The organism is Agilicoccus flavus, assembly GCF_014857905.1.
GTDB classification, from domain to species: domain Bacteria; phylum Actinomycetota; class Actinomycetes; order Actinomycetales; family Dermatophilaceae; genus Agilicoccus; species Agilicoccus flavus.
This window is the reverse complement of record NZ_JACYXE010000002.1, coordinates 26,896-40,414: the sequence shown is the minus strand read 5'-3', so window position 1 is coordinate 40,414 and position 13,519 is coordinate 26,896. Positions and strand designations below refer to the sequence as shown.

Below are 13,519 nucleotides of genomic sequence, written 5' to 3'. Positions count from 1 at the left end.
GCGGCGGCTCTGGTCGCGGTCGGCGCCGCGTGCCTCATCGGGTGGCTCGCGCTCGGTCGAGGTGAGACGCAGGCCGCGGCACCGGTCGCGGCCACGCCCGCCGCGACCTCGCAGGCCGCCGCCTCGGCCGCGGCCACACCCACGGCCCCCAGGCCGGCCGAGACGCCGGCGACGGCCCCTGTCGCGACGTCGACCGCGCCCGTCCCAGGCGGCCTCCTCGCGGCACCGCCGACCGGGCCGGGCCAGACCGTCACCGTCACCCGCGCCCCCGAGCCACGCAACGGAGACAGCGCGCCTGCCGCCCCACGAACCGACCTGCCCTACGGTTCCTATGTGCTCGTCCTCGAATCGCTGCCGAAGTCGACGTACTCACTCGCGTCGGCGAATGCCACGGCGGCCCGCATCGGCAGCGCCTCGGTCCTCGACAGCAGCACCACCCCGGGGCTGAACTCCGGCTACTGGGCCGTCGTCCATGACACGTACTTCTCGTCGAAGTCCGCCGCCACCGCCTGGTGTTCGAGCCACAGTCGGAGCGTCGGCGGCGCCTGCTACCCGCGGCGGATCGGCTGAACGGTGTGTGACCCCTCCACCGCGTCGCCGCCCTCCAGCCACGCCGTCGAGCTGCTCGACGCCCCGGTGCGTCGCCGCACCGTTCTGCTCGCGGGGGCGCTCGCGGTGCCGTTCGCAGCGACCCCGTTCGCGGTCGCGCACGCCGGCCCCGACGTCGCGCGACCTCGGATCCATCCCCGCGCGGAGTGGGCTGACAACCGGCCCCCCACGGCGCGAGCCGGGCGGGAGGACGTGCGGTTCCTCCTCGTCCACCACACCCAGACGCCGACCCCGGATCGACCGGCGGCGGTCCCGGCGCGTCTGCGCCAGATGTACGACTTCCACACCGGCGAGAAGGGCTGGCCCGACCTCGCCTACAACTTTCTCGTCGACCCCTTCGGCGGCATCTGGGAAGGACGCGCCGGCAGCCTCGCCGGGCCCGTCCGCGGCGACGCCACCGGCGGGAGCCAGGGTTTCGCGCAGCTGTGCTGCTTCGTCGGCGACCACACGGGCGTCCCACCCACGCCGCAGGCCATGGCCGCGATGGCGGCCCTGCTGGGGTGGCTGGCCGGGCGCTACTCGATCGACCTGACCCCGCGGCGTCGGGTCGCGTTCGTCTCGCGTGGTTCCAACCGCTGGCCGCGTGGAGCACGCGTGGCGACCGACCCGATCGCCGCGCACCGCGACATGTCCCTGACCGAGTGCCCCGGGGACGCTCTGTACCCGCTCGTCCGCTCCCGGCTCCTGCCGCAGGCCCGAGCCGTGGTCGCTGCGGCAGGTCGCGGACAGGTCGCCTCCGGTCCGCCGACCCAGGCCGCGCCGAGTGCCGTTCCGTCGGCCACGGCATCTCGCGGGGCCTCCGGCGCGCCGACCACGACCGCATCGGCGACGCCCTCGGCCTCGACTCCGGCCACATCGCGGACGTCGGTGTCGCCCACCTCGTCATCGCCCACCTCGACGACCCAGGTGGTCGCGGCCGCAGGATCGACCGACGAGGGTGTCTCCCCCGGGGACGCCCTGCCGGTGCTCGGGGTGCTCGGCCTCGGGGGAGGCGCCGTCCTCGCCGCCCACCTGGTACGCCGCGATCGGTGATGTCTCGCGCGGATGAGGAAGCGCGCGCCTGCGTCATCCGCGCGTCTCGCGCATGATGTCTCAGAGACGTCACAGACGCCCTGCGGCCGGAACGGAGCCCGCCGGAGCGCGCCTGAGCGACGACGTAGCGGCAAGGTGATCGGCGACGCACCCATCCGGGATCGGCTCATCGACCAGCCCACCTCGATTCCTGCACGACGACAGAGCCGCCCCCGACACGACGCCGGGGGCGGCTCTGTGTACTCCGAGCCCGGTCAGACGAGTGGGTGCTGCGGCGGGGCGATACGCCCCTCCCGCAGGCCGGCGGCGACGGGAGCCAGGTGGCGCGGCGGCTGCTGGCCGCGGCGCAGCATCGCGTCGGCGAGCAGGACCCGCCAGGAGTCGTCCATGTGACGGCCGCCGACGACGGCGACCACCTTGGGCGCCGACCGGGCGACCGCGCCGACGACCATCGGCCCGATCCAGGCCGCCACGGCCGTCCACAGGGCCGCCGCGAGCGCCGCGCCGAGGACCGCGAGACCCAGGCCGGCCCCGGCGTCCGCGGTGACGGATCCGCCCGATTCCCCGCCGGCCAACATCTGGATGACACTGTTCAGTCCGCCGGCACCGTCCGCCTCACTGACGGTGGCGTCGGCGTCCAGTCGCATCGAGGCGAGCCAGGCCAGCAGCGCCCACCCGCCGGCGGCGACGAGCGCCGGCTGCCACCACCGCGCGCGGGCGCCCGCGGGCGCCCGCACTCCAGACCTGACGGCGACGAACGCGACCACGAGGAGGGCGACCGCGAGGGCCGCGAAGATCATCGAGCCCGGCACCGTCCCCTCGACGATGCCCATCCGACGGTCGACGTCCAGCAGGGGTTGCTCGTTCTCTGCGCCCGACCATGTCGCGACGGCCGACCCGGTCACCGACGCCCCCATGAGGACCCCCGCCGCGACGACGACGAGCGTCGGTACGAAGAGCACGAACAGCACGACGGCGAGCGCGAGAGCACCCGGTCCGGCTCCCTCGGTGGTCGCCGCCTGCGTCACCGCGGGGGCCCACGGCTCGTTCCGCCGCTGTGACATCTCGTGGATCGTGTAGCCGAGCAGCACCAGCGCGCTCGCGCCCAGTCCCGCCACGACGAAGTCCCGCGCGGCGCGAACGTCCCGCTGCCAGGTGCTCGGCAGACCGACTCCGGCCCGCGCCTCGACGCCCAGGCCGACGAACGCGGCGACGGCGACCAGTACGGCGCCGCAGATCAACATCCAGCCCGCGTCGGCTCCGATGCTGAGGGTGGCGGTGCCGGTGACCTCACCCCGCAGCACGAGAGCGAGGACGGCCGCCACGACACCGAACGCCAGACCGACGAGAACAGCCCGGATCGCCCGGTCCCGGCGCGTGTTGGACGACGAGAACCGGTTGGCACGACGGGCGACGGCCACGGTCGCTGCGGCGACGGCCAGCGTCAGGGTGAAGGACATGGCGGTGACGCTGACCCCGGCGTTCCCGACCGCGTCGATGTTGAAGGAGTCGAGGATCCGACCGAGTTGCTCCTGGTCCTGGACCGTTCCGGTGACCCCCATGGGTGCCCGCAGCGCGAGCGCCAGGACGAGGACTCCGCCGCGTGCCCACATGAGCGGGCGCGGGTTGGGCTCGTCGAAGAGGTCCACGAGCAGGAGGAGGACGGCACAGACGATCCACGACCCCAGCGCGAGCAGGGCTCCGTCGCGCAGCGCGCGCACGACCTGCTCCTGCGGCAGCGGGATCCGCTGGACCGACGCGGCCACGCCCGTGCGGGCCCGCTCGGCCGCCGACGACAGCGCTTGCGCGTCGTAGCGGTGCGGAGCGGCGGGAACGGGCTCCGGGTACGGGCTCGAGGTCGTCGACGCCTCCGGCGCGGCGCCCCACGCAGCGGGCTCGGTGGGAGCGCCGGGCGTCTCGGCGAGCCGGGCGTGGCCGGCGTCCGGGCCCGCCGGGCCGGCCGGGCCGGCCGGGGGCACGGGGTAGGACGGCGCGGCAGGCGGCGACGACGCCGGCGGCGGGACGACGGCGGTGGCGCCGCCGGGTGCGGCCGAGCCGGCCGCCGCGGCGACCGGGGCGGGAGCGGTCGCCTGAGCGACGGCGGAGGCGGTGTCGGCCTGGGCGACGACGGCATCCGCGATGTGAGCTGTCGGCGCCGCGGCCGCGACGGGCTGCCCGCACGAGGTGCAGAAGCGGACGCCGGGCGCCAGGGCGTTGCCGCAGGAACAGGTGGTCATGTTTCCCTCACGGGGTCCGGTGGTGCATGAGCGCGAACCGGCCGGGATGAACCGATCGCAGATTGACGCACGCACCGAGGGGAATGCGCGTGCGGCGAGCGGTGCGCGGCCCGGTTCTCGGACGACTCCCCGTTCATCGGCCATATCGGCAGGGACATTCGAAGGTGGAGAAAGTCGTCCGATCTACCTCATTCGCAAAGGCGTCGGCTCTCGGGCCGAGTGGCGTACCCCCCCGAGCCGAGCTCCTCACCGGCACACCCGCGCCCACGGTGGCCCCGCGGAATGTCTCAAGCCCCTGGTCCGCGGGTCGATGGGTCGGTCGAAGCCCTTCCTTCCGACGTCGCACTCACGACGGCGACCTTCCCCGCCGAAACGATCACGGAGAACGTCATGTCGCAGGGATGCCACAGTTGCGGAGCGCCGCGGGGCGCGGAGGATGCGTTCTGCGGATCGTGCGGAGCGGGCGCTCCGGCGTCGGCGCCCACCCGGCCGGTGGGGATCACGCCCGAACATCCGGGGCCGCCGCCCGCCTACGCGGCGCCCACGTACTCCGAGTCCGAGGCCTACGCCGCGCCGGCCGGGAACGGGAAGAAGGTGGTGACGGCCATCGTCGCCGCCGTCGCCGTCCTCGGCCTCGCCGCCGGTGGGTTTTTCCTGGCGCGCTCCCAGGGCGACGCGCTCGTGTCCGCCACCCCGACGACCGCACCGACCGCCGTGGCCACGACCCCGGCCGCGCCCCGGCCGCCCGAGGCCTCGGCGGCCACGGCGACGCCCGCCCCGACGGGGGCGGTCGCCACGGGAGGGGCGCTCGCGGTGCCGCCGACCGGTCCGGGGGTCGTGACCCGCACCGTCACCGTCGCCCCCGGGGACGCGTCCGGTTCCGACTCGGGCGCCGGGGCGTGGTCGCCGTTCCCGTACTACTCCGAGCTCACGTCGACGATGTCGGTCGGATTCGCCGACCGGGTCCGCCGGGCGTACAACGACTCCGGCGCGCAGGGCGGCTCGACGAACCTCAGCGTCTACAGCCCGGCGACCGGCCGGGACATCTTCCTCCGGTGCGAGCGCCGCTCGTCGGAGGTCGTCGAGTGCCGCGGCGGCCGCAACGCCGCCGTCCGCCTGTACCGGTGAGCGCCCACACCCCGGCGTCCACCGGCGACGCCGCCCCCACTCCCGCCTCCCAGGCCCCCGTCCGAAGGACCCGATGACCATGCGCGCTCGGCCCCCGATCCGTCACGCGCGGACGCTGACGCTCGTGCTCGGCATCGCCGCTCTCGCCGCGGGCTGCGGAACGCCCGCCACCTCCGCCGCTTCCACGTCCGCGAACACGGCGGCCTCCACCGCTCCGACCCCGACCGGGACGGCGACGACCCTGAGCGACCCGGCCGCGAGCACCGACTCGAACGTCGGTGGAGTTCTGGCCGACCCCGCCGCCGCGAGCGGCGGCACGGTCGCGCCGACCGGCGGCGAGGGGTGGTACTACCTGGCGAACTACCGGCCCATCGCCGAGACCGGCGCCCAGCGCACCACGATGGCGGAGCTGGGCGGGCAGGTGCGCAACTACGCGATCACCGCCACCGGTGGCGGCAGCATGGCGTGGCGCATCGCGGGCGTGTGCTCGATCGTCGAGGGCTACATCGGCGCCGCCGGCGATACGCCCGGCAACGACGACCATTACACGGTGTCCCTCGCGGCCGACGCCATCCAGGTGTACTCGAAGCAGGTGTTCGACGGCCAAGGCGAACCCGTCCGGGTCGACGTCAGCGGCGCCCAGACCCTCACCGTCGGCATGGTCGACCAGGGCACCGGCGCCGAGAGCTTCGGCATCACAGGAGCGCGCGCCTACTGCGCCCACGCCCCCGGCGAGGCCGACCCGGTCGACTGACATATTCGGCCGTTGTGAAAGACGTCTTCATGCCCTCAAGTCGATTATCTTCGGGTCGATGTGGAATGTGTCGGACGTGCGACCAGCACGGTCGACCAGGATCGCCGATGAAGCCCGGAAGCTGAACGGGTGAAGACAGAACCCGCGGGGCGCCAGGCAGTCGGCCCCACGGAAGGAAGTCAGCCGATGCAGGCGTTTCACAGGGCTGCGGTGTGCGCAGCCACGACCTTGGCAACTGTCTGGGAGCAACTGCACCTTCGGCCCAAGAGGCCGCAGCGTCTATTGCTGCGGTGCAGACCGCACCCGGAGCTGTGGCGGCGGCACCGGCACTGGCAAAGCCGAACATCAGGGCTTCGGTACGGGCCGCCAAGAAGGATCAGGTCATCTCGTTCACGGGCAAGGCACCCTCAAGCGCAAGCGTCCTCGTGCAGTACGCCGTCGGAAGGAACTGGCGCACGCTCCCTGCTCGGGCAAAAGCGAGCAACCGCGGGAATTACCGGATTGCGGTGAAGCATCCGATCAATGGACGCGTGGCCTACCGCGTGGCCGCGACTTTCGCCAAGAGGTCCACGTTCAGCTCATCGGTCGTGGTCTCGGCGCCACCCGTCGCACGTTGGTATTGGCTGGCGAACTACAAGCCCAGCGCAGCCTCTGCCGTCTCCACGGCCAACGCGGCCTCTGAGCTGGCCGGCCAGACGTACCAGTACTTCATCGGTTCGAGCTGGCTCGGATCCAATTCGTTCAGAACTTACCGGCTCAATGGCACCTGCTCGCGAATCACCGCCTTTGCAGGAACCCCCGCATGGGGCGACCACATCAAAGGTAAGCACTTTCTGCAAGTCCTCGGCGACGGAAGGCAACTTTTCGGAGCAGAATTCGGGTCCTCGGAGGGACGGGCAGTCGAGTCCGGACTGCAGGGCGTTCAACGACTGACGCTGGCGACCACCGACCGGGACGGCGGTAGTGAATACGTGGGCTTCGGCGCTGCACAGGTACTGCGCACAGCGCCTCCGGGCGAGTTTGACCCTGTCGATTGAGACACTGGCGCGCGCGCCCCGTGCGTTCCTGCCACGCGGGGCGCGTGCATGTCGGTCGAGGACCAGCACCGCAACTAGCCGGTGCGCACCGCCCACCCACCAAGCTGTTGCTTTCGCGCAGCTCGCCACCACCCAGGCTCAGCAATAACCTCGTACCACCCTCACACTTCACGCACCCCGACGCCGGCCACGGCGCCCCCGGACCAAATTCGCCACGCGCCTCGTGCAAAGCGGTTGGCGCCCGCGCGAATGGCGTCGTGGGCCCCGCGGCTATCCACGTGTCCATGCCGGGAAGCCCGCGCTCTTGGTCACCACCACCTCGAGTGCGAGCATCCGAGAGGAACCACCACGATGAAGCGCCTGACCCCCAGGACGATCGCCGCCGCGGTCGCCCTGTCCGCCAGCCTGGCCCTGTCGCCCGCCCCGGCCCAGGCCGACGTCGCCTCCACCCGCCTGTCCGGGCGCACGGTCTACGACATCTCTGCCGCCATCTCCCGGCACGCCTTCCCCATCGGCGCGTCCACGGTCTACATCACTCGCGGCGACGTCCTGGCCGACGCTCTCTCGGCGGGCGCCCTCACCGACGGCCCGCTGCTCTACGTCCCCCGCACCGGCGCCGTCCCCGCCTCCATCAGCGCCGAGATCGCCCGTCTGGCCCCGCGCCGCGTCATCGCGATCGGCGGCGCGGACGTCGTGAGCCAGGCGACCCTGACGACGCTGGCCAAGGGCCGCATCGCCGGGCGTCTCGGCGGCAAGGACCGCTACGAGACCGCTGCCCTCATCACCAAGCGGGCCTTCCCCGCCACCGCCACCGCGGTCTACCTCGCCAACTCCGTCACGATGGCCGACGCGATCTCCGGCGGCACCCTCACCGACGGTCCGGTCCTGCCGATGCCGCCCCGTGGCGCCCTCCCCGCTGCGGTGAAGGCCGAGATCCTGCGGCTCAAGCCCACCCGCGTCACCGCGCTGGGTTCCCAGGGCGCCATCGCCGCGACGAGCCTGACGTCGGCGGCGTCCCTGGTCAAGGCCAAGGCCACCCGCCTCGCAGGCCGGGACCGAGCGGCCACGGCCGCCGCGATCGCCCTGGCCGCCTTCCCGGGCGGTGCCCGCACCGTCTACCTGGCCGACGGCATCCGCCCCGAGTCCGCTCTGGCCGCCGGGTCGGTCACCGACGGTCCGATCCTGCTCAACGTCACCGGCGCCCGCTCGGCCGAGACCACCGCCGCCCTCGCCACGCTCAAGCCCGCCAAGGTCGTCGTCCTCGGCACCACCGCCCTGGTCTCCGCGACCGACGCAGCCGCGTTCATCGCCGAGGCCACCAAGCACCAGCCCACGACGCCCACACCCGCCCCGACCCCCGCCCCGACTCCGACGAGCACGCCCAAGCCCACCCCGACGCCCACGACGCCGACCCCCGCCCCGACGACGACTCCGCCCCCGGTCTACACGCCCCCGCCGGTCTACACGCCGCCGCCCCCGCCCGCCCCGGTCAACCGGATCGACGCCGCCAAGGGCAGCAACGTCATCCCGCTCAGCTTCATCGGAGGGGCGGGATCGGCCACCGGCTACTTCATCAGCCAGAGCGGTGGGGTGGGCCTTTCGGGGAGCCATGCCCTGGTCATCCGCAACGGGTCGATCGCGATGAGCGGTCAGGGACCGACGGTCGGCGGCCCCCTCTACTTCTCGATCGAGCCGACCACGCAGTGGAAGCCAGGCCCCATGAACTACCGGCAGGCCTCCACGACCCGCACGATCTCGGCGATCGTCAACGACGTCCCCCAGACGGTCACCGAGACCACGACCATCTCCGGGACACTCATGGTCGCCTCGCTGACCGGCAACGCTCGCGTCGATGCCCCCCTGGCACTCAACCCCGCCCTCGGCTCCGGCACCCTGACGACCTCCACGCAGGGCCAGATCAGCGGCAGCGCCGGGTTCAGTTCGACGATCACCTACACCGACGCCTCCGGCAAGACGATCGGCACCCGCACCGCCACCGCCAGCGCCACCTTCGGCTGACACGCCACGAGGACGACGAACGCCCCGGACCAGGTCGATCCGGGGCGTTCGTCGTCGCTCGGCCCACGCGTTGGCCGACAGTTTCAGGAGCCATCTTGGCGGCGGCGTGTCGACGCAGCATCCGGCGTAGCCCGTCGTGCAGGCGAGCACGCCCTGAGAACAACGCTCCCCGCGATGAACACGTGGGCGGGTCGAACGGGCTCGACGGGGCAGGGATCCGTGGGATCGGACTGAGGAGAAGTTCGGCCCGACCCGCATGGCATCACAGCAGGCCATGGGCAAGCACACCAGCGTCGACAACCGGTCAGCCTGACGCCTCATTGTTCTCGTAGACCACAAACTGACGCCCGCCCCCGGCTCCGTCAGAGCCGCGCGCTCGGAGCGGAGTGGAGGATGCAGACGCGGCAGGACCTGTCACGCAGGCGCCCCATCGCGAGTCTGGACCAGCCGGACCTCGGGGTCACGTGTGCGAGCAAGGCACATTCCGTTCCGCCAGTCTCAGCCGCGATGACCGATCGCCGGCTGACCGTCTCGGGGCGAGGTGGCATCAGATCGAACGACAACGCACAGCGGGCCGGAACCAAGAGGTTCCGGCCCGCTGCTGATGAGTGGCCCTATGGCCGGCTCACCGGTTGAAGCGTGGTCACTTCGCGGAGACGATGGCGTTCGCGTCGTTGAGGACCTTGAAGCTGACGACGTCCCCAAGGCCCAGGGCGATCGCACGAGCGACGTCGCTGGAGCGCTTGGTGAGGAAGTCGCGCGTGCCGCCCGGGATCTCGTTCGGGAGGACGAGGCTGAGCGTGTCACCCAGGTCACCGATCCACGGAGCGGCCGTGAGGGCGTCCGGGTACTTCAGACCGTTGGCCAGGTAGGTGTTGACCGTGTTGCCGGCCGCCACCTCGCCGTTCACGTACTCGAGGAAGCCGAGACCCGGGTAGGTGTTGGCGGCCCGCACGTCCGAATCGCGCATGGCGAACTCGTTGACGGCAGCGGCGGTCGCGTAGCGGTCGGCGCCCCCGATCCGGGTGTCGGTGAGGCCCTTGTCCTCGAGGTCCGTCTTGACGGTGTCGCTCAGCGCGCCGGAGTCTCCGATGAGGAGGGCGTGCTGCACGTCGAGGCGGTCGACCTGAGCCTCGGCCGCCTCCGAGAGGCGGTTGGGCTCAGTGAGGATCAGCGGAAGAGCCGCGTCTGCGCCGCGAGTCGCGCCGTTGATCCGCATACCCTCGGTGAGGACACCGGCCGCGAGCGCGTCCGGGAACACGTCGCCGCGCGCAACGATGGCGGTGTTCTTGGCGGCCTCGCCGTACCGGTAGACCGTCTTGCCGATGGTGTTCGGCGTCGTACCCGTGCCCCAGGCCGCGGCGTACATGTTGACGAGCTGGTTCGTCGTATAGCGCGAGGCGCCGCCGAGACGCGTCACCTGGAGGCTGTCGGTGCTCTCCGTGACGTTGCCCGTCACCGCGTCGCGCTGGTACGTGTTGAGACCACGCAGGGTGGTGGCCACGTCGCTACTCACGGCGGCCTCACCGCCGATGACGAAGACGCGGTCGACCTGGTGGTTGCGCAGCGCGTCGCGGGTGTCCTCGTTGAGCATGCCGCGCATCGTCAACAGGATCGGCGCGCCGGTCCGCTGCGACAGGTAGGACGCCGACAGCGCGTCCGCGTAGCTCTCGCCGGAGGCGATGATCATCGTGGACGACTTGACGTACTGACCGCCCAGTCGCGTCGCCGCGATCTTCGTGGCGGTCTCGTAGCGGTTGTTGCCACCGATGCGCGTCGACGGCGCGACGGCGACGCCCGACTGCAGGAGCTCGTCGAGGGGCGCCTCGATGTCGGCCTGGTTGACAACACCCAGGTCCGCGGCGGCACCGATCTGCGTCGGCGCACCGGCCGGGAGCGTGCCCGTACCCGGGGCGGCGAGCCACGAAGCGGCCGTTCCGCTGATCGTGCCACCGGTGACGGAGAACTCCAGGGTCGCCGGTGTCGTGGTCGAGAGGAGCAGACCGTCGACCTTGATGTTGCTCAGCGTCGCCGCGTCGGCGCCGGCGAGCGTGAACTCGATGTAATCGTTACCCGTGCCGGCGTCAGTACCGGTGGTCACACCGCTGACCTGCTGCGTCGTCGGGCCACCGGTGGTCGTCACCTGGATGCTCGTCGCGTCCTCATTCTCGATCGTGGCATTGTCGACGTTGAGACGGTAGGTCCCGTTACCCATCGAGTACGCGGTGGTCTCGGCGACCGTCAGCGTCCCGACCGCCTGAGGCTGTCCGTCTGCCGTGATGTTCTGCAGCTCGCTGGACACGGTGACCGGGGACACGTAGGCCGGCACCGTGTAGGTGTTGACGACGCGGTCGGCCGCCGCGGTGTCGTCGTTCTTCTCGTTCGCCTGGAACCAGGTGGACTCGGTGTACGCCTGGCTCTCCGGGTCGCGGTTCGCGGCGAACGGCACGACGCGGAGCTCGCCCGGGGTGACGTTGGCGCCGAGGTCGACCTTGAGGCCGGACAGCGTGACGGCCCAGATGGCGTCCGGGTCGCCCGTCGACGGGTCGGAGGTGACCGTGAGGCGAATGCGGTTCTTGCCCTGCAGGCCGGTGTCCTGCTGAATGGCGGTGCTGAAGGTCGGCGCCACCGTGGGCTTGACCGTGGTCGGGTTGGTCGGGTCGACCGTGGCCGGGGCAATCCAAGGGTTGCTCACCGTCTCACCGATGTTCGGGTTCGGCGTCGTAGTGCCGCCCGCGTCGGTGTCCGCATCGACGATGGTGTTGTCGTTCTGCACGGCGCTGACGGCAACCGTGGGCTCACCCGAGAAGCCGAGCGACGTGGACGGGCCGGAGTTCGTGAAGCCGTTGGTCGCTTCGGCGGCGCTGCGGTCCATGAGGACCAGGTCGACGATGTCGCCGGCGCGGAAACGGTTGGGAAGGGTGATGCGGACGTCACCGATGGCCTGGCCCGTCTTGCCCGGTTCGACCAGCGTCGCACCCTGGTTTTGGGCGTCGGCCGGGTCGGAGTCGACGACGCCGATCGTGCCGGTGGTCTGGGCGGCTTCGACGGTTGCCGTCTGGGGCGCGTCGTCCCACGAGGCGAAGGCCGCAGGGCCGAACGACGTCATGACGATCGCGGTGGCGCCGGCAATGGCGATCCCGCGGGTACGCAGCTTGGCTGCAGAGCTCACTGTGGCCTCCTGAAGGCATAGTGCTGTGAGGTAACTCGGGGTTGAGACGAGCGGAGCCCACGGTTGGGCCCTCCCCCGGTCGGCGCCCCAATTCCCCCCGGGGTTCCGATCCACTCGCTAGATCGAAGATACACAGATTTCGTTACGGATCAATGCGCCTCACACTCAGACTCGATCGGCTCGCGCATTCAAGACGTACGTCCAGTAATTCATGGACAAGGCGCGCGATCGGCGCGAGGCATGCTCTTCTGAGGGCAGCTCTTGTGATGTAGATCACGTTTGGGTCCATGTCTGCTACCAGCAGCGGCCGTGTGCCACTCTCACCAGGGCGAACATCGACGGCTCGCGTAGCGGTCGCCGCCGATCCGACCGCACCCGCCCTCACATCCATCAAGATGCACTTGCATGAAGAACCCATTCCACCGCGACCGAGCCGCTATTCAAGTCGGTCGACCGACTTGAATGGCATACGCCCGTTGGCAGCATCTCGAGCCCCGACGATGAATCGGGCGCGTGTCCATCACCCGGGGGCTGCGACAGAGAGAACGCCACCTTTACACAGGACCACGGAATGGGGTGACCGGTTCGTATCCATGCTTCGACGCGCCGCGCGATACCCCGGCTGGCAGCTCAGACTCGTGGCTGAGTCACCCAGACATCCCACCTACCCCGCGGGCAGCCTGCGCCCTGTCCGTGCGCGCGTGCACGGAGGAGGATGACGCCCTCGACACGGCGGCGCCGCCGAACGGCATGGCCCGCCCCGATCCTTCGGAGGGGACGACCATGACTCACTCGCTCATCACCCGGACCACCGCGCCGGCCGCGGCCGTGGCGCTCGGACTTCTCGGCTTCGTCGCCGCCCCGACCCCGAGCAGCGCCGCGCCCGCCACGTCCGCGCCCGCCGCCCGGTCCGCCGAACGGGCGGCCGCGCCCACCGGCCCGGTCAAGCGCAGCCGCATCGACATCGACGGGGACGGGCGGGCCGACACGACCACGTTCCGCAAGGTCGGGTTCACCCGCGGCCTTCACCGGTTCCTCCTCGAGACGCGCACGGCGACGGGCCACCGCGCCCGCATGTCCGTGACGCTGCCCGACGAGGGCACCAACCTCACGACCGACTACGTGTGGGTGGGGGCCGCGGGCGTCGACGGGGTGCGCGGCGGCGAGGTCGTCCTCGACCTTTGGACCGTCGGCGACTTCCCCGACGTGCGCGTCTACACCTTCCGCGGCGGACGCTTCGTCAACGCCCCCGCCCCCGGATCCCGCCGGTCGAGCTGGATGGTGGCCAACCACGGGATGCTCGTCGCCGGCTACACGTTCTCCACGGTGCGCGGGACGCGGCAGGTCGTCGCCCACGAGCTCAACGGCGTCCGCTATGGGGGGCCCTACCGCGGCACCCACACCACGTACCGCTGGGGACGCACCGGCTGGGTCCGCGTCGCCACCCGCCCCTCCGGCCTCGTGCCCGACGCCACGGCCCAGCGCCACTACTCCGGCCTGTTCGGCCTGCGCTGGCGCTGACCGGGCCGGC

General features: G+C 71.6%; 9 protein-coding genes. 7 read left to right on the top strand and 2 right to left on the bottom strand.

Annotated features, from left to right (window positions below; all coding sequences use genetic code 11):
- Window positions 1-333 precede the first annotated feature (333 nt).
- Both ICW24_RS03780 and ICW24_RS03775 read left to right on the top strand, forming a co-directional pair.
- Entirely contained in the window at window positions 334-570 is a 237-nt protein-coding gene (locus ICW24_RS03780) for a hypothetical protein (RefSeq protein ID WP_226344383.1), read from the top strand.
- A gap of 3 nt (window positions 571-573) precedes the next feature.
- Window positions 574-1,641, top strand: a complete 1,068-nt coding sequence (locus tag ICW24_RS03775) for an N-acetylmuramoyl-L-alanine amidase (RefSeq protein WP_226344382.1) — start codon at window positions 574-576, stop codon at window positions 1,639-1,641.
- Window positions 1,642-1,895: 254 nt separating this feature from the next.
- Here the strand turns inward: ICW24_RS03775 and ICW24_RS03770 are convergent, their stop codons facing one another.
- Window positions 1,896-3,878, bottom strand: coding sequence for a hypothetical protein (locus tag ICW24_RS03770; protein ID WP_226344381.1), 1,983 nt, complete (start codon window positions 3,876-3,878; stop codon window positions 1,896-1,898).
- 492 nt (window positions 3,879-4,370) lie between these two features.
- On the opposite strand from ICW24_RS03770, the gene ICW24_RS03765 reads away from it, so the two are divergent.
- From ICW24_RS03765 to ICW24_RS03750, 4 genes are all read left to right on the top strand, one after another.
- Window positions 4,371-5,006, top strand: coding sequence for a hypothetical protein (locus tag ICW24_RS03765; protein WP_226344380.1), 636 nt, complete (start codon window positions 4,371-4,373; stop codon window positions 5,004-5,006).
- 73 nt (window positions 5,007-5,079) lie between these two features.
- Window positions 5,080-5,760 (top strand): NPCBM/NEW2 domain-containing protein, encoded by a 681-nt coding sequence (locus ICW24_RS03760; protein WP_226344379.1) that lies wholly within the window; start codon window positions 5,080-5,082, stop codon window positions 5,758-5,760.
- 290 nt (window positions 5,761-6,050) lie between these two features.
- Window positions 6,051-6,797 (top strand): NPCBM/NEW2 domain-containing protein, encoded by a 747-nt coding sequence (locus ICW24_RS19605; protein WP_226344378.1) that lies wholly within the window; start codon window positions 6,051-6,053, stop codon window positions 6,795-6,797.
- Between the two features lie 351 nt (window positions 6,798-7,148).
- Window positions 7,149-8,816: a cell wall-binding repeat-containing protein gene (locus ICW24_RS03750; RefSeq protein ID WP_226344377.1), complete on the top strand. Its 1,668-nt coding sequence runs from the start codon at window positions 7,149-7,151 to the stop codon at window positions 8,814-8,816.
- Window positions 8,817-9,459: 643 nt separating this feature from the next.
- Here ICW24_RS03750 and ICW24_RS19600 read toward each other — a convergent pair.
- Window positions 9,460-11,988 carry a cell wall-binding repeat-containing protein gene (locus ICW24_RS19600; RefSeq protein WP_226344376.1) on the bottom strand — a complete coding sequence of 843 codons (2,529 nt, stop codon included), beginning with the start codon at window positions 11,986-11,988 and terminating at the stop codon, window positions 9,460-9,462.
- Between the two features lie 783 nt (window positions 11,989-12,771).
- Between ICW24_RS19600 and ICW24_RS03740 the strand changes: the two genes are divergently transcribed.
- Complete coding sequence (locus tag ICW24_RS03740; protein WP_226344375.1) at window positions 12,772-13,509, top strand: hypothetical protein; 738 nt, start codon at window positions 12,772-12,774, stop codon at window positions 13,507-13,509.
- Window positions 13,510-13,519: the final 10 nt, after the last annotated feature.